Origin of the sequence: Rhizobium sp. 'Codium 1' (genome assembly GCF_020889605.1) — a bacterium.
Taxonomy (GTDB): domain Bacteria; phylum Pseudomonadota; class Alphaproteobacteria; order Rhizobiales; family Rhizobiaceae; genus Allorhizobium; species Allorhizobium algae.
Genome location: NZ_JAJGPW010000009.1, coordinates 135,077 through 152,824, shown reverse-complemented (window position 1 = coordinate 152,824; position 17,748 = coordinate 135,077). Strand labels below are relative to the sequence as shown.

10 protein-coding genes, 1 tRNA gene and 1 pseudogene are annotated in these 17,748 nt (G+C 56.4%); 7 read left to right on the top strand and 5 right to left on the bottom strand.

The genetic code is table 11. From position 1 onward, the window contains the following. A partial coding sequence (locus LJE98_RS19235; RefSeq protein ID WP_229576880.1) for a hypothetical protein occupies nt 1-324 on the top strand: 324 nt, incomplete at its 5' end. Between the two features lie 113 nt (nt 325-437). On the opposite strand, the gene avs3b is transcribed toward LJE98_RS19235, so the two are convergent. Beyond that, on the bottom strand, nt 438-1,145 hold the full coding sequence (gene avs3b / locus LJE98_RS19230; protein ID WP_420710179.1) for an AVAST type 3 anti-phage proein Avs3b: 708 nt from the start codon (nt 1,143-1,145) through the stop codon (nt 438-440). A gap of 25 nt (nt 1,146-1,170) precedes the next feature. After that, a complete protein-coding gene (avs3a, locus tag LJE98_RS19225; protein ID WP_229576878.1) occupies nt 1,171-7,446 on the bottom strand; it encodes an AVAST type 3 anti-phage nuclease/ATPase Avs3a in 6,276 nt (2,091 codons plus the stop codon). Nucleotides 7,447-7,702: 256 nt separating this feature from the next. Here avs3a and LJE98_RS20295 point away from each other — a divergent pair, with 256 nt between their 5' ends. Further along, nucleotides 7,703-7,993 (top strand): ribbon-helix-helix protein, CopG family, encoded by a 291-nt coding sequence (locus LJE98_RS20295; protein WP_420710177.1) that lies wholly within the window; start codon nt 7,703-7,705, stop codon nt 7,991-7,993. Continuing rightward, nucleotides 7,990-8,319 (top strand): annotated as a pseudogene (locus tag LJE98_RS20290) (hypothetical protein); the annotation flags it as partial. The gene LJE98_RS20295 and the pseudogene LJE98_RS20290, both read left to right, overlap by 4 nt. 45 nt (nt 8,320-8,364) lie before the next feature. Here LJE98_RS20290 and LJE98_RS19215 read toward each other — a convergent pair. Next, entirely contained in the window at nt 8,365-8,679 is a 315-nt protein-coding gene (locus LJE98_RS19215; protein ID WP_229576876.1) for a hypothetical protein, read from the bottom strand. Between the two features lie 133 nt (nt 8,680-8,812). Between LJE98_RS19215 and LJE98_RS19210 the strand changes: the two genes are divergently transcribed. After that, complete coding sequence (locus LJE98_RS19210; RefSeq protein WP_229576875.1) at nt 8,813-9,031, top strand: hypothetical protein; 219 nt, start codon at nt 8,813-8,815, stop codon at nt 9,029-9,031. A gap of 969 nt (nt 9,032-10,000) precedes the next feature. Next, nucleotides 10,001-11,101 carry a tyrosine-type recombinase/integrase gene (locus LJE98_RS19205; protein ID WP_229576874.1) on the top strand — a complete coding sequence of 367 codons (1,101 nt, stop codon included), beginning with the start codon at nt 10,001-10,003 and terminating at the stop codon, nt 11,099-11,101. Nucleotides 11,102-11,109: 8 nt separating this feature from the next. Here LJE98_RS19205 and LJE98_RS19200 read toward each other — a convergent pair. After that, nucleotides 11,110-11,185 (bottom strand) — tRNA-Ile (locus tag LJE98_RS19200). A gap of 190 nt (nt 11,186-11,375) precedes the next feature. Between LJE98_RS19200 and LJE98_RS19195 the strand changes: the two genes are divergently transcribed. Continuing rightward, nucleotides 11,376-12,119, top strand: coding sequence for an SIMPL domain-containing protein (locus LJE98_RS19195; protein ID WP_229576873.1), 744 nt, complete (start codon nt 11,376-11,378; stop codon nt 12,117-12,119). Between the two features lie 74 nt (nt 12,120-12,193). Here LJE98_RS19195 and LJE98_RS19190 read toward each other — a convergent pair whose 3' ends face one another. Then, nucleotides 12,194-13,450 (bottom strand): AGE family epimerase/isomerase, encoded by a 1,257-nt coding sequence (locus LJE98_RS19190; protein WP_229576872.1) that lies wholly within the window; start codon nt 13,448-13,450, stop codon nt 12,194-12,196. Between the two features lie 158 nt (nt 13,451-13,608). Here LJE98_RS19190 and metH point away from each other — a divergent pair, with 158 nt between their 5' ends. Next, nucleotides 13,609-17,364 carry a methionine synthase gene (gene metH, locus LJE98_RS19185; protein ID WP_229576871.1) on the top strand — a complete coding sequence of 1,252 codons (3,756 nt, stop codon included), beginning with the start codon at nt 13,609-13,611 and terminating at the stop codon, nt 17,362-17,364. Nucleotides 17,365-17,748: the final 384 nt, after the last annotated feature.

The following is a 17,748-nucleotide window of genomic DNA, read 5'->3' as shown; positions in this document are numbered from 1 at the left end:
CACATTTTGTGCTATGGATATGAGAAAATAATAATTAAAAATAATATAGAATGCGCTGAACTGGATATCAAGTATTGCGATTATTGGGGTAGAGACAAAGAAATACACCGCGCAAAACGAAAAGATTTTGTCGATTACGTATTTTCCTTGTCAAAAGTTCGACAGGCTCCGAGTAGTGGTACATTAATTGGGGGAGTAATAGCCGTTACCCAACAAGGTACAAGCTTGCTCGACCTCAATGATGTCATCGTAGCGGTCAGAAACAAATTCGAGCCTAGACTGGTTACTCGCTCTACGCCGAGCTACGGGGGAAGTCCTACTTGATCGGCTGAAGCGGCCCACAAGCTGCTTTTTGGCTTGGAAGTGATCCCGTTTACGGTACGGGTTGCCAAATCTGTTCGGCTTACGGCTTGGCTTCCTCCGCACCGCGGAATCCATTAGTCGAGGCTTGAAAGGGGTAACGCTGGAGGGGTGTGCAAGGAAATGTGCACCTCATCTTTCTCTACATTATCCACCTGTGGCAGTTTCTCGATTTCGGCCTGAAGATGCTCTTCGAGTCCCGCTGCTAATCCCCGAAATGCGTTGAGGCGCTGCAATCGATCCTCGAGATCTTTTCGCAGCGCTATATGTACTTTGCCTTCATCGTCCAGATCCTCGGCCGTTGATATGAACCGGATGAAAATTTCGGAGACACCAGCGTCCGCTTCGGCGGCTTCCGCAAGCTTCACCCACTCTTTTGATTTGTCCGTCGCCAAATCGGCAGCCTGAGACAGGCAGTACCTGATCAGCAGTTTTGCTGAGTAGTCGAGGCCCTGAGCCAGGCCGAGCCACTTTTCCACTTCCGCACTTTGAGGATCATTCTCCGATGGTTGCGCGGACGGGTAATACCTTGGATATTCAGTGGCAAGGTCGAGACTCTCCACGACCCGCAAGATTGGTTCCAATTCCTGGTGCGGTCGCATTCCTCTGGGGAATTTCGCTCGGTGACTCCACAGTTCAAGAATGGCCGTAAAGCATCTGTCTTGGGCTGCTGCCTTCTCCGGACCAGTGGTTCTCTCGGCTTCATCGATTAACTCAGCCACAAAGTGGGCCATCCACCTGCCAAGCGTATCGGCAGATCCGTCGACATTCATTGCCTCCACCAGCTTTCGTCCTAAAGCCAGTATTGCATCAGATCGTGTGCAAGCTTCCGTCGGCTTTGAGCAGGTAGATTCTTGAATTTGTTGGGGTTCTGTCTTCGTCATTTTCGATAGTGCTTTCATATGATCTGTAACGTCGTCGACGATCAATGTTCACCGCGATAATCATGTCTCGCTGCAGCTTGCCAAGGAGTGCTTTCAGGAAGCCCTGTGATGCATTGATGCGACTTCCACGTTCCGGGCTGACGTTCTCATGCCTGTCATCCCCGTCAAAGTGCCCCCAGACCTGGGATATCATCGCTGTTGAATGATCTTTGTCCGTCCATGTCCGTTGATCAGCATCCGTTTGCAAACTCATCAATTCGCATATGGCCTCGGCTGGGCGTGGGGCCGGGTAGCTGACACCTCCCGCCCAACGATCTTGGCTATCCAACCCGCTGTCGCTACTGCGGCCTACGATCCAGCCTTTGAGCGAGTATCCACGTTCATCGATTTCCATGTCGCCCTCAGCGCCTGGAATAGCGTAATCATACCTGCTCTCGGCCGTACCCAATGCACGTAATAGGGCCTCGGAGTTCTTTGGAGAGACCAACGCGCTGTGGATATCGACAGACTGCTCGCGCTCGGAATTCGCTATCGTCCAATGGCCCCAAATGTTGGTCATCGCTCCGCTATGCAATGCCTCATCAAAATCCGTAGTCGTGATGATGCTGTAGTTTTCGTCTGCCTTATCACAATCCAACCAAGATAGCTGTTCGAGTGGAGCTGGGTCACGCCGGTCCCAAAGCCAGCGTCCGTCTTGACGTGACAGGTCGTGCCTCTCCAGCCAATCAGCAAACTCATCGACAACTCCATATTCCGAGTCGCAATGAACTGGCCTACATGCCAGATTTCTGCCCGCGACTATCAGCATGGCGTGGTATGCTTGATAAAAGTTGAGACTATCTGCACGGGGGTAGGAACCGTGTGAATGGTAGGTGTGACCCTCTTGGTACAGCTTTCGACGAGATCGCTCGTCCTCGTCCCACCGTCCGCGGCCAGCGAACTTCAACTGGTCCCGAACAACGGCCCGAGCTTCTGCTTCGATTTGTCCTTGCGACAAACCGAATACTCTTCCCAACGGTGCATACCAATACGGACCGATGTCCAAGCTGAAATAGAAGCTGTCATCATCGTTCCCATCTCGCGCGTCGTCGTTTCTGGTGAAACGATCATAGGATTTCGATTCTACGGCAGGAAATGGTGATTTGGCGACGTGTTCCAGAGTGTGCCGGAGATCGGCTTGATCATCGACTATCTCGTTGTCCATCAATATGCGGACTGTCCGAGCTGCGAACAGCCTGATGAGGATGTGCGGCTCTCCTTTCAACGCCAAGTCCATCAGCCGTTGACCGTAGGGTGCAATAGCCGCAGCGTTTGCGATTGCTCCTCGATTTACTCCGATCAGGAACCACTGGAGCGCGTGCAGGCTGTAGAACGGCAATTTGGCGTCGACAAATGGACCTCCTACATTCTCGGAGCTGAAGTTGAACAGGTGCTCTAATATGTCTTCCCTTCCAAGCGAGACAAAGCCCAGCACCGCATGCGCGCCCTCCCATCGCGTGACGGTCTGTGGTGCTGCCATTGCGGCCCAGACATAGCCCGCTACGGCTGCATTGATATCAGAAGGTGGCAGGAGATCAGGTGACCAAGGACCATCGCCGTCTTTCTCCTCCAAAGAGCTGGAGAAAAGGTCTAGGCCGAAATCGAGCGCTTCTAACGCATCGTCTTCAGAGAGCTTTATTGCCAAAAGCCCTACCAGCGAAAATAGCCGCGCTGCATCGGCTAAGTCCGCTGTTTCGCCAATACCATCCAACACAACTTCGACAATATCGGCTTCGTCCACTCCGCTGAGAAGGCAAGCGGTCTTAAAGGGAAAAATTTCGTAGTGACGATACTTTGCTACATTGAGGCAGTACCGCCGACAAAGCTTCCTCAGGATCACACCGAACGCGCTCTTGATTGCGGGTCGCTGACTCCATTCCTTCGGGCATTTCTCCAAGAAATATCTTAAATGAAATAGTTCGAATTCGGGAACTTCGCCAAATGATAAGATGAACTCGGCTTCCGAGCCTACAGGTACACGGGCGAGCATTTGCTGGAAGAACTGCTCGGGATACCAATGGCGCTCTGAAGCCTTGTACCTTCTAAAACTCTCGGAAATACCCTCGGCACCAGCCAAGTCTATCCCGGCGAAAACGCTGTTCCAATCCGTTGTCGTTGCCGAAGCTTCATGCGCCCCGAGGGCATTTTCATCATCTTTCCGGGATTTTCGCTTTAGTTCCTCGTGTTCAGTGAACCGAGCGTTTGTATCGAGGCCTTCCAGGAACACTCCATAGCGTTCCGTGACTGCTTGCAGTTTTTTCAAGTCGCCAGAGTTATGTTGAGCATACCGGAAAACATGAGCCGCTACGGCTGCCTTCTCGCTTGAGGACCTACAAGCACTCAGCGCCTCATCAAGCAGCATTTCATGTCGCCACTGCCCGCGAAAACCGATCAATGGCAGTGCGTTTTGTGGATTTAGTTCACCCCTTTCAATGAGCTTTCTCACTGCGACAGGAAAGATTCGCTCTGACCATCCAAAACCACGGTCCCGCCAACGGCTAAGAATCGCCAGCGATGAGGGAGGGCACAGCCCGGTCAACGCCTCGACGGTTCCGTGCCAATCGAAGTGCTTGTCTCGCACAACATAGTCGTAGGTTAACTCTGCGCAGCGTGCGAAACGGTACGCCGTCTCGGGAACGGGGCGGCCTTTGCGAAGTGATCGATCAGCCAAATCCAGTATGGCTTCCCACCGTGACAAATTCTCATCGCCAATTTTACTCGCGACTTCCACCGCCTCGTTGAAGTACCCGTAGGCTTCCCCTTTGCTAATGCAGAGAATCGCACGTGATGCTTCGATAAATCCATCCGACTTTTGTTCCGCGTCGGATCTTTCACCATTGGTGAGATTGAATGCCTCCAACGCAAATTCGAGCGCGTTCTGTTTAGTATTCGACTTTTCGCAACATAGCCTCGCTAGGGCGGTTAAGGTCGGCGTGAAAAGTGGTCGCTTCAAACCGCTCTTCCAGTTGGAGAACGCGGCCAGTGTTGTCGCGTCAACTGCCTGCAGTCTGAATAGGATCTCGAACCACAGCAAGGCAATCTCGTTGGATGTGTAATGGTCATCCCGGTAGTGAATTCGAGCGGCTTTGCTTGATGTTTCAAGTGCTAGGGCAAGCTCGTCATTCAGTTCTGGGCCGCTTACGATCCCGCAAACGACTTTCGCCCTTAGGTTGTGCCAAGGCAAGAGCGCGCCAATGTCCTCTTCGAACTCTTGACGATCGCGAGACGTTGAATGCTGATTTTTTCCCTCCATCTCCTTTCGGAGTGGACCATGTGCGAGATCCATGAGTTCGACGCTTGTGTCGAGCAATGCTGCGCGCAGGCTATACGCACGCAGAAGATAGGATCGAATATTGGAGAAACGGGATGAAATATCCGCTGGAGGTTCACTAGGCAGATAGCGCGAAAGGACCGAGGCAGCCTCTGCTTTCGAACAAATTGAGTGCTTCAGTGCTGCTTCAACGAGGACAACAATTGCATTCAAGGCCGAATAGCGATCATCGAATGAACCGCCATCCTGAAGGTGGACCCGGGAGTTGGTAACCAATCGGAACGCGCGTTGCGTCACTTCGAATGGCAGCACCATTTGAACGCGCTGCAACGCTACAGCGATCGCAAGCACCAGACATAGATTGTTATCAGCCCCGATCGCGAACTTTTTCAGATCTTCTATCCGGTTGTGATCGATTAGCCGTTTGGCAACAGCGAGTCCTACGCGGAACGTGACCTGCCTTGGTCTCCAGCGGCCAAGACTACTTGCGGCGGCTTCGGGGCCGTGAATGTTAATCTCAGCAATGGTCAGCGCAACGATGTCGTCGTCCGAGATCTGTTCCTTCGCTCTTTCTTCATCAGAAAGCTTGCTCCAGTTCCTCAGCCACTCTAGTGCCATGCGCAGACGGCTTCGAGCATCGCCGACCAATGCTGGACACCCTGACATCAGTGCAGCTTCGTAGGCATGATGAGATCCAAGCCAACCTGAACCGAACGTTCCCCGCGACACGATTTCCTGAATGAGGTCGACACTGAGAAACGTCGAAGACAGGTCAGTGTTGGCCTGCAAAATCTTCCGCTGACGATCATCTCCTGCCGTTTCGCCCCCCGCCTTCAAAGCGAGTTTAGTCGCATCAAGATAGCGTTTCGTGCGTAGACCCGCTTTCAGCGCGAATTGTAGCCGCTGCAGTTCGATGTCGCGTCTCTCTAGGGGACTTGTCTCTGGAAGGGCCTCGGACTTCAACGCAAGGTCAACAAGATTTGAGAACTGCCCAGCATCGAGCATCAATTGTGGTAAAACAGATGCAACATATGGGCTTTTCGAGGCGAGCGGATACAAAACACTGATGAAGCTGCCCATCGAGGTACTCGACGGCTTGTACCTCTCTCGGAACCACGTCTCCGCTGGTTCATCGAAAAACTGGACAGAATCGCCCGCCAAGCGCAGCGGCCGTCCGATATCTATGACAAAGCTTTTGATTGCGGACTCTGGAACGTTCGATATCGCAGACAATACTGACAATGGGATGAGCGGACGAAGCGCGGCCAACGCGGTGCAGATGCTGTCGACCTGAGATCTTTCTATTGGTCCCAAGTGATCCTTCAGCTTCTTTATGGCTGCTTCGAGCAAGTTGCCGATAGTGTCTTCAACTGATTTGGGGTTGGGGCCAAGCAAGCGAAGCGTGTTGGGCAGGGTCTCGTCACGAGACAGGGCAAGGGCCTGAACGCGGGGATTGTATGAACTGAGGCGATGAAATTCGTCCACATCATGTTCATTGGCTTCGGGAAAGTGCAGTCGAAGATGCGCCGCCGTTTCTGCGCGGCTAAATGGTTCCAGTTCGCGACTTAACGCCTCGTTAGGCGGGTCGAGGAGGTGCTGACGATGTGAGCGGCAAAGGAACACCAACCGGACATTATCCGGCATCCTTTCCCTAATAATGTCGCGCACAAATGATTTCTTTTCTCCAATCTCTTCAGCAGCCATCTGGGCGTTGTCTGCCGCATCGATTATGATACACAGCAGCGCTTCGGGGTCTTGAAGCCGTATGAAGTCGGAAGCTTGCCCTATACGATGAACGAAGGCTTTGACGTAGGAAGTCGAATCCGCGTGAACTGTCGGAATGAGCAAATGGCAGAGTCCTTTGCTCGCCAACTCATTTGCGATTTGTACCAAACCGTCCTTGTGCCGGTGGCGATAGCCAGATGCATTGCGATATTGGCCGTTTCCAAAACAATCGTAGACAATGCAATTCGAGCCGCTAGGGAGACTGGCTGCAATTCTGTTCGCGAAGATCGTCTTGCCGATACCGCCAGGCGCATGAATCACCACTGGGCCTTTCGCTGAGACAATCTCGGCGATGAGGGCAAGCTCTTGATCCCGAGCCAGCGAGCCATCCAATCTTTCAATGAGGTTCGGAGCCGGAAAAAGGGCGCTCTCATCGGTATCCAAAGCGCGAAACACGTCCATCTTCGTAATGGATGGATTGCGCTCTCCCTCCGATAGCGCTTTTCGTGTGACAAGCTCTTTTAGCTTCAGGGGACCATACACGTCCGAATCTGGGAGATAACCGCTAACATCCTGGAATAGGATGTTGCGTTGATCCCAATAGTCGTCCTGTCGTCCTTCAAAATGTATGAGTTTACAGAACCCCGTAAGATCATGGCCGGAAAGGCCTGCAAAGCGCTCAATCTTCTTGACTTCTATGATGTGCCGAACGGGGCGGCCTTCCGCAACGTCTTCAACCGTCTCAGCGAAGGCATCCCCAATCGGCCGATTTGTAACAAACCAAAACTCCAGCTTTCCGGCGAGTTCATCTTTAGGAAAGGCCTTAAGCAACTCCCTGTACCGCTCAGCGAAACCCGTGATTGATTTCTCTAGTCCGCTAGCTGTCCATGGTTCATGCGCGTGTAAAGTGGAATGCTTTAGTTGCATGTAACGCACGAGCCGTGCGTCAGAAAAATTCTCGCTACCGAAGTACTCGGCGATGTCGATAACGTCTTCTCCGGCCGTAACGGTTTCGCCGCTACCAGATTCTGTCGGTGAAGTTCCCTCAATAGTGACTGCCACTAGGTCGCTAGTGGCTGACAATAGCTTCAAGCATCGTCGCGCTGCCCAGAGGTAATGAAACTGATCGCCATCGCGGCTGGGGCGAACAAGGTTGGTTTTTGCCATTTCAATTGTGCCTGTTGGTAGCTTCCTTGCCGCCTAGCAGCCTATGGGCGAATCTCTCAGCAAGGTAGCAAACAAGGATTGAGTAATGAAAGTGAGGCTATCGAATTCAATTTGCGGCCGGTGAGAATCTGACCAATCCTTTTCTCGTAGTCACATAGTTTCGAGTGACCTGCGGTTGCCAGCCATGCGCGTGTGAACACGCGCAGCAGGCCAAGGGGCATGCCCCTGTGGAACCCCAAGAGGAGGGGGGAAAATCATGAGAGAGGCTTCAATCCGGTTTCGGCTTTCGGATATCGAGAAGAGAGGCCTTGAGAGGTTTGCGGAGAATTCCGGCAGGTCAATGTCTCAGATTATCCGGCAGGCTGTCGCCAAAACAATAACGGGCAAGATTCCCGGCATCGCTTTGCGAAGCGCCGTTGCAGAGCTTCGGACGGCGGCGAATTCTGTTCTCGACATGGTCGAGCGGCAACCTTGCGAAGCCCATGAACTGAAAGAACCTACGGAGCGCCTGCAGGCTGCCGTGCGGCGAGTCCTGTCGTGCGCATGATCATCAAGAGCATTCGTGTTAGGACGCGCTCCGGAATTGGGCGACTTGTCCGGCATCTGCGGAACGGCGCGGATAATGAAGCCGTTGAGTTCCTTCAGGGAACAGCGCGAGACATACAGGACATGCAAGCCGATGCGCGCGTTCATCGCTCCACATACAGCGTTCGGCATTGGATTATTGCCCCGCAGGAAGTGATAACGCGGGAGCAGTTCCGGCAGACAAGCGTCTTCCTCGCTGCAGAGTTCGGTTTCGATCCGAACCGTGCGGTTATCATCGAACATACCAAGAAACGTGCCACCGCCAGCGCAACCGATCGGCACTGGCATGTCTTGGTCTGTGAGATTGACGCTGTTACAGGAAAAGCGCTCAGGTCATCTTTTGACCGAATCCTCCATGAGCTTACCGCGCGATGGAGTGAATATTCCTTTGGTCATTCCTTCATACCCGGTAAGCACACGGCAGCAGTCATCAGAGGTCTCCGGGATCGTGGAATGGCTTGCGTTGCCGACCGTCTTGTCGCAGCGCTTGGCACCAGCTTCGAGTTGCCCGCCGAAGCTTTCTCGCACGCCCAACATCAGCAGGCCAAACGCGGGGGATTCGACTTGGCATCGGTCAAGCTGACTATCCGAAAACTCGTTGCCGAAGCCGCGAACGCCGCTGAGTTCGAGACCGGAATTCGCCAGCATGGTCTCGAAATCCGGGCAGGAGACAAGAAGAATACATGGGTTGTAGTCAGCCCTGACGGCAGCGTTCTCGGCGCACTGCACCGTCTGGCTAGGGAACGCAAATCGGCAATTAACATCTTGATGGAGAAGGTAATTGAAAACAGAGACACCAATCGATCTGGCCATACTAAAGGACACCAGAGCTATCCGCCGCCTCCTGGAAGCGGACGAGGCGGCGAAAGGGCCCGAACGTCTGATCTCGCTTCAGGAAAAAATGCTGGAAGCCATCGAACAGACCCAAGCTCAGATCGCGCAGATGCACCAACTCCTGAGCAGCAGCAGGGGAAACCCAACAATCACTTCACGCGACTAGCGCTCACGACAGAGCAAGGTCTGCAGGTCCTGAGGCTTTATGCCAAGGCATCGGAATTAGCCAAATCTCATCTGCTGCGCGTCTCTGACGAATTGAACCGCTTAGAGGTTTCCGCCAGAGCCGATTTGGCATCTGTGCTCCCAAAGAGACGCTATACGCCGGAGGTCATCGCGGCAAAGGCTGATGCCGAAAGAGCCAGAGCTGATGTTGAAAGCGCTTTTGATCGACGGTGGCAGTTAGCCGAGCGCATACGGAACGCACCAAAGGTGTATTGGTGGACATACCTTATTGGCTTAGCGGGTGTGCGGAGCAGGAGGATCGAAGAGTTGGAAAGACAACTTGCGTCCGCAGACGATCATTTGTGGCAATGCCGGAGTTATGCCGGACAGTGTGAGGCGCTGCAGGTCAACGCAGAGCGGCGAGCTGATCAACGGCATAGAATGGCGGCAGCAGCGGTCGCAGCAAGGCGTGCGGTTGCAGAAGAGACCTTAGGGAGAGTGGGAAGGGCCCGCGAGTTCTTAGCTTCATTTCCAGAAGCTGCCGAGGCTGGGCTTGATCACGTTTTCCGTCGATCAACGCCTGCATCGGAGGAGGAAGCTATCTCTTCGACCCCTGCTCTTGTTCCGAGGCGAACCCGATAGATTAATTGCCTAAGGCTGTACGCTACTTCCCTAGCGAAGTTCCCTAATGGTTAGGCGGGTCGGCTAGTGGACTGTTTTTTATGAATTTTTCTGTTGCCACATGGTTCGTTCTGCATCAGCATTTTCGTGTAACGAAAGTGGCAGGTCGAGTGGTGAGAAAATCTGAAAAGGTGTCGAAGGCTGATTTGAAGAGGGCGGCAGATGTCGCCCGAAGTGAGAACGTAACTGTTGAGATTGAAATCGATGGGCGGGTCTTTAGGATCAGCCCGATTGTTTCTGGGGGTCCTGCATACGGGCCCGTTGCATCCAGCGGGGGCGTGGTTCTCTAATGAGCACCATGCCAAAGCCCCTACCTCTCTACGTCGTAAAAGAGAAATCGCGCCATGGACGCACAAAGCTATTCTTCCGGATTGGAAAGGGGCCGAGAATTCGGTTGCCCGACGATCCTTCAAGCAAAGCGTTCAAGGTGGCCTATAAAGCTGCCGTGGCTGGTCAGCATGTCGAAACGACAATTGTTGTTGAACGTGCCCAGTCGCTTCGACGGTTGGTTCAGCGATACATGGAAAGCGCTGAATGGTCGGGGTTAGCGATAGCAACGCGGAAGCAGAGAGGCCTGTTTTATAGACAGGTCGTCGACGTGAGCGGCAATGTAGACTGCCGGACAGTTGTCCCAAGAGATATCCGCAACGCCTTGGAACGTCGAAAGACAACACCAGCACTAGCAAACAATTTTCTTAAATCAATGTCAGCGCTCTTCAAATGGGCATTGGCACACGAGCATGTAGGGATTGATCCCACAATCGGCGTAAAGAGGCTCAAGAACAAGTCGGACGGCTTTCCAGCGTGGACTGACGAGGATGTGAAGCGATTTACCAGCTACTGGCCAATTGGAAGTCGGGAACGCCTCGCCTTTGAGATGTTGCTCACCTCGGGCCTCCGTCGCTCAGACATTGTCCGGGTGGGGCGACAGCACATGGCGCAAGCAGTTGTGAGGATTCGCACTGTCAAAACTGGCACGCCAGTGACTATCGAGCTTTCTGATCGCGTTCTGGACCTGATCGACGAGACACAGACCGGTGATCTGTCGATCATTGTCGGGAAAAATGGCATGCCGTTGACAAAAGAATCGTTCGGCAATTGGTTCCGCGAGACTTGCAGGGCCGCAGGGGTTCAGAAGAGTGCTCATGGACTGCGAAAGCTCAGTGCGACGATCGCCGCCAATGCAGGTGCGACAACTCATCAATTGATGGCGCAGTTCGGCTGGGTAACGACCCAACAAGCCGAAATCTATACAAAGGGCGCGGACCGTGAACGTTTGGGCATTGTCACCTCCAGACTGGTATCGGAACAAATCGAGCTCATTACTGCCCCGCACCCTGAGAAAGGTGCGGGAATTGACGGAGAAAATCTTTATAAATCAAATAGATAAGAAAAGAGTGGTGGGCCCGGAGGGACTCGAACCCCCAACCAAGCGGTTATGAGCCGCCGGCTCTAACCATTGAGCTACAGGCCCAGCCCGGCGTTAAGCCGTCGGGCGGGTTATGGTCACCCCGCTCCGGTCACGGGCTCTAACGCAATTTGCGGTATGCGACAAGTCTCTGCCGCAATGGCTTCACAATCACGCGTCATCACAGAGGCTGGAAGGGCATTGTGCCGGCAGAGACGAAATGGTCCGCCGGCACTGAGGGACAAAGGAATATCACATGCTGAAATTCACACGCGGCCTCGTCATTGCAACGGCGCTCTCGGGGTCTGTTCTATCGGCCGGCTTCGTTGCGCCGGTGTTTGCCGCCGAAACCGAGCGCCGGGAGGCGACAATCATGGTATCGGGTGAGGGCGAGGCGACGATTGCGCCCGACATGGCGGTCATTTCGCTCTCTGTCGTGCGCGATGCGCAGACGGCTGGCGAGGCACTCTCGGCCAACAGCGCCGCCATGACGGATGTGCTGACCGATCTCAAGGGGCAGGGCATTGCGGACAAGGATCTGCAGACCGCCGATTTCTCGATCCAGCCCAAGTATCGGCAGGAGAACAAGGCTGACGGAACCTATGAGGCGCCCGTGATCGTGGGTTATACCGTGAGCAACGGGCTCACGGTTCGGGTGCGCGATCTCAGCAAGCTCGGCGCGATTATCGATCGCTCGGTCAAGCTCGGCGTCAACCAGGGTGGTGGGATCAGCTTCACCAATGACGATCCGGAGCAGACCGTCGAAGCCGCACGCAAGCTGGCTGTCGACAAGGCTGCCGCCAAGGCGAAGACGCTCACCGAGGCTGCCGGCGTGAAACTCGGTCGGATCATCGAGATTTCGGAGAATTTCGCCCAGCCGATGCCGCAGATGTATGCGGCGGCCCCGATGGCCAAGCGCATGGACGAATCGGTGCCCATCGCGTCGGGCGAAAACCGCTACACGGTGACCGTCAACATCACCTATGCCATCGAGCAATAAGCGCGCCACCGGTCAGTGGAACGAGAGAGGGCCGGTTTCCCGGCCCTTTTTGCATTTTGAGCGCCGCTCGACTGTCAGACCTCAAGCGGATGCTCTGATATCATTTTCGTGAGGCTGCCCTTCGCCGGGAAGAGGGGAATCAGGCAGGCCTGCAGGGCGTGGTAGATGTCGCCCTTGCCGGGGAAGAGGCTATTCGCCGGCTGTCCATCCTCGGTCAGTTCCTCGTGCCAGCCGCCGAGTTCCTGGTCAAGGCTGTTGCCTGCGATGTAGTTCCAGATCTTCCGATAGCTTTCCTCGTGGAAATCGCCTCCCTGATGCTGGCCAAGGAAATGCGCGGCAGCGGCACCTTCGCAAAGTGGCCACCAGAGTTTGGCGCGCTTGTCGGGCGCGTTATCCCAGTCGAGCGTGTAGAAGAAGCCGCCCTTGTCCTTGTCCCAGCCGAGCGCCATGGACTGGAAGAAGAGGCCGCGGGCCGCTTCCGGCATCCAGGCGTGGCGCTCACCGCCGAGCACCCAGAGCTGGAGCAGGAGCCTTGCCCATTCCAGCCAATGGCCAGGTGTGGTGCCGGCGGGACGGAACATCTCGTTGGGGTGGTAATAGCTGCGGTCGACGTCCCAGTTCTCGCTGAAATGTTCCGCGACGCGGAAGGCCTCTTCGCGGGCGCGGCGGTTGATGACCAGGTCGGCAATCCTCTCCGCCCTGGTCAGATAATGCTGCTCACCGGTCGCCTCGAAGGCGGCCATCAGGCTTTCGGTCAGGTGCATGTTGGAGTTCTGGCCGCGGTAACCGGGGACCGGCTGCCAGTCGGCGGAGAACTCTTCGGCAATGGCGCCGTGCCGGTCTTCCCAGAAACGTTTCTCGATCACCTCGGTGATATCGGCGAGCATGGCGTCTGCCAGCGGATGGCCGATGCATTTGGCCGAGGATGCGGCGAGCAGGACGAAGGCGTGGCCGTAGCCCTGCTTGCTATCATCCACGGCACCAGTGTCGTTGGCCTGCCAGAAATAGCCGCCGTTCTTCTGGTCGCGATGGCACTCCCAGAGATAGCGCATGCCATGGTCGACGATATCGGACGAACCGGGCCGGCCGAGCAGGTGGCCGATCGCGTAGCAATGCACCATGCGGGCGCTTGAATGGATGCCGCGGACGGGATTGTCTGTGGCAAGCGGTTTGCCTTCGCGCGACAGATCGTAGAAGCCGCCCTTCGGATTGATGGCTGCCACTTGAAAAAAGTCAAACAGGTCGTCGGCGCGGGCCAGCAGCCATTTGCGGTGGTAGGGTCGGGCGCTCCAGGGGGGTGAGGGCGCGTATTGTAGTTGATTTTCCGCCATGTTTTCCTCCCTGGCTGCATCATTGCCGCCTGTATAACCCAATCCCGACGCTGCTGTCACCGCTTCACCCTGAGCACGTCTTGATATCCCGCATATTGACATAAAGATATCTTTATGTGACTTGACGGGTGTCGCATACGCAATAGGAGAGTTCGCACATGCTCGATCAACTGTTCGGCCGCGAGGGCGCAAACCGTGACGGGGCGGAGATCCTGAAGGCGCTGCAGCAGGCAGCGCGCGAGCGCATTCTGATCCTCGACGGTGCCATGGGGACCGAGATCCAGGGGCTCGGACTGACGGAAGACGATTTTCGCGGTGAGCGATTTCTCGGCTGCGCCTGTCACCAGCAGGGCAATAACGACCTGTTGATCCTCACCCAGCCGAATGCGATCGAGGATATCCATTTCCGCTATGCGATGGCGGGGGCCGATATTCTCGAAACCAATACCTTCTCCTCCACCCGCATCGCCCAGGCGGATTACGAGATGGAAGGTGCGGTTTATGACCTCAATCGTCACGGCGCGGAACTCGTTCGCCGGGCGGCCTTCCGTGCCGAGCGCGAAGACGGCAGGCGCCGCTTTGTCGCTGGCGCCATCGGACCGACCAACCGCACGGCCTCAATTTCACCCGACGTCAACAATCCCGGTTATCGAGCCGTCTCCTTTGACGATTTGCGCGCCGCCTATGGCGAGCAGATCGACGGGCTGATCGATGGCGGCGCCGATCTCATCCTGATCGAGACGATCTTTGACACGCTGAACGCCAAGGCTGCGATCTTTGCCTGCGAGGAGCGCTTTCTCGCCAAGGGCATACGCTTGCCGCTGATGATATCAGGCACAATCACCGATCTTTCCGGCCGCACGCTGTCGGGCCAGACGCCGACGGCCTTCTGGAATTCGGTGCGCCATGCCAAGCCCTTCGCGGTCGGGCTCAACTGTGCGCTCGGTGCAGACGCCATGCGGCCGCATCTGCAGGAATTGTCCGGCGTCGCCGACACATTCATCTCGGCTTACCCGAATGCCGGTCTGCCGAACGAGTTCGGCCAGTATGACCAGAGCCCGGAGGACATGGCGGATCTGGTGTCCGGCTTTGCCGAAGAGGGCATTGTCAATGTGGTCGGCGGCTGCTGCGGCTCGACGCCCGCGCATATCGCCGCCATTGCCGAGGCGGTGAAGGGCAGGGCGCCGCGGCTGCCTGCCGAGCATCGGCCCTTCATGTCGCTCTCCGGCCTTGAGCCTTTCGAGCTCACCAAGGACATTCCCTTCGTCAATGTCGGCGAGCGGACCAATGTCACGGGCTCGGCCAAGTTCCGCAAGCTGATCACCGCCGGCGATTTTGCAGCCGCTCTGGTGGTCGCGCGCGACCAGGTGGAGAACGGCGCCCAGATCATCGACATCAACATGGATGAAGGCCTGATCGATTCCGAAAGGGCCATGGTCGAGTTCCTCAATCTGATTGCGGCCGAGCCGGATATCGCCCGCGTGCCCGTGATGATCGATTCGTCAAAGTTCCCGATCATCGAGGCGGGGCTGAAATGCGTGCAGGGCAAGGCGGTGGTGAATTCCATCTCGCTCAAGGAAGGCGAGGAGAACTTCGTCGCGCAGGCCAGGCTGATCCGCAACTACGGAGCGGCTGTCGTCGTCATGGCCTTTGACGAGAAGGGGCAGGCGGATACCTATGAACGCAAGGTCGAGATTTGCCGCCGCGCCTACAAGATCCTCACGGAAGAGGCGGGCTTTGCGCCTGAAGACATCATTTTCGATCCGAATGTCTTTGCGGTCGCGACCGGCATCGAGGAACACGATAATTACGGGGTCGACTTCATCGAGGCAACGCGCACGATAAGGCGCGAAATGCCGCTGGTGCATATCTCGGGCGGCGTGTCGAACCTCTCCTTCTCGTTCCGCGGCAACGAGCCGGTGCGCGAGGCCATGCATGCCGTTTTCCTCTACCACGCCATCCAGGCGGGCATGGACATGGGCATCGTCAATGCTGGCCAGCTGGCGGTCTATGAAAGCATTGATGCTGACCTGCGCGAGGCCTGCGAGGACGTGGTGCTCAACCGCCGCCGCGACGGCACCGAACGTCTGCTAGAGATTGCCGAGCGGTATCGCGGCACCGGTGAGGCCAGGACACGCACGCAGGACATGACGTGGCGCGAATGGCCGGTGGAAAAGCGGCTGGAACATGCGCTGGTCAACGGCATTACCGAATTCATCGAAATCGATACGGAAGAGGCACGGCAGAGGGCGGATCGTCCCCTGCATGTGATCGAAGGGCCGCTGATGGCGGGCATGAACGTCGTCGGCGATCTCTTCGGTGCCGGCAAGATGTTCCTGCCGCAGGTGGTGAAATCGGCGCGCGTGATGAAGCAGGCGGTGGCCGTTCTTCTGCCCTACATGGAAGAGGAAAAGCGCCTCAACGGCGGCACCGGCGAGCGCCAGGCGGCCGGCAAGGTGCTGATGGCGACGGTGAAGGGCGATGTGCACGATATCGGCAAGAACATCGTTGGTGTCGTTCTCGCCTGCAACAATTACGAGATCATCGATCTCGGCGTCATGGTGCCGGCAACCAAGATCCTCGAAGTGGCGAAAGCGGAGAATGTCGATGTCATCGGTCTCTCCGGCCTGATTACCCCCTCGCTGGACGAAATGGTTCATGTGGCATCCGAGATGCAGCGGCAGGGTTTCACCGTGCCGCTTCTGATTGGCGGGGCGACGACCAGCCGGGTGCACACGGCGGTGAAAATCCATCCGCAATACAAGGCGGGGCAGGCGATTTATGTCACCGATGCCAGCCGTGCGGTCGGTGTGGTCTCGGCGCTGCTCGCGGAGGATGGCAACGAGACCTATGTGGACGGTATCAAGGGTGAATATGCCAAGGTGGCCGACGCCCATGCGCGGGCGGAAGCCGAGAAGCAGCGGCAGCCGCTGGCGTCTGCGCGCGCCAATGCGGTCAAGGTCGACTGGTCGGCCTATACCCCGACGACGCCGAGCTTTACCGGGACCAAGGTCTTCGAGACCTATGATCTGGCGGAACTTGCCCGCTATATCGACTGGACGCCCTTCTTCCAGACCTGGGAGCTGAAGGGGCGCTATCCGGCGATTCTCGAAGACGAGAAGCAGGGCGAGGCGGCGCGGCAGCTCTTTGCCGATGCCCAGGCGATGCTGGAAAAGATCATTGCGGAAAACTGGTTCCGCCCGCGTGCCGTCATTGGCTTCTGGCCGGCCAATGCCGTTGGAGATGATATCCGGCTGTTCAAGGACGAGAACCGCTCGGAGGAGCTCGCGACCCTCTTTACACTGCGCCAGCAGATCGCCAAGCGCGAGGGCAGGGCGAATGTGGCGCTCAGTGATTTCGTCGCCCCCTTGGAGACGGGATTGCAGGATCATGTTGGCGGCTTTGTCGTGACTGCAGGCATCGAGGAGGTGGCGATCGCCGAGCGTTTCGAGCGGGCGAACGACGATTATTCCTCGATCCTGGTCAAGGCGCTGGCCGACCGCTTCGCCGAAGCCTTCGCCGAGCGCATGCATGAAAGGGTTCGCCGCGAATTCTGGGGCTATGCGCCGAACGAGGCCTTCACGCCCGAGGAGCTGATTTCGGAGACCTATGCCGGCATCCGGCCGGCACCCGGTTACCCAGCGCAACCCGACCATACGGAAAAGGTGACGCTGTTTTCGCTCTTGAACGCGACAGAGGCGACCGGCGTTACACTGACGGAGAGTTATGCCATGTGGCCGGGCTCATCCGTCTCGGGTCTCTATATCGGTCACCCCGACAGCTATTATTTCGGTGTCGCCAAGGTCGAGCGCGACCAGGTCGAGGATTATGCCTCCCGCAAGGGCATGGAAGTTCGCGAGGTTGAGCGCTGGCTGGGGCCGGTGTTGAACTATGTGCCGAAGGCGGTTGAGTAAGATACCCGCGCTCTAAACTGCCTCTGGGCCTGCCCCTCTCCCTGCAAGCGGGGAGAGGCGACTCTCGACGGTTGTCGGATCGTTCTTCTTCCTGCTTGTGAAGAGACGATGCCCCCAAGTGCGAAAATGAGGGCGGTCGCCAAAGCCGCGAGGCAATTTGAGGCGTCACGATGATGGCCTCATCCTCCGCGCGAACTCGTTCACAAACCGATTCCGATTTCGGCGGTAAGTTATTGAGGCGGATTCCTAATTGCCTTCATCGCCCCCCGGACCAGTCGGGAGAATGCCATTTCGTCTCGCGAGCCGTCCCGCCGGGCGGCCGTCCGCTCCATGGCCGAATTATTGCGATATCCCTGGATGCTCCAGGCTCCAGCTTGATCCTGC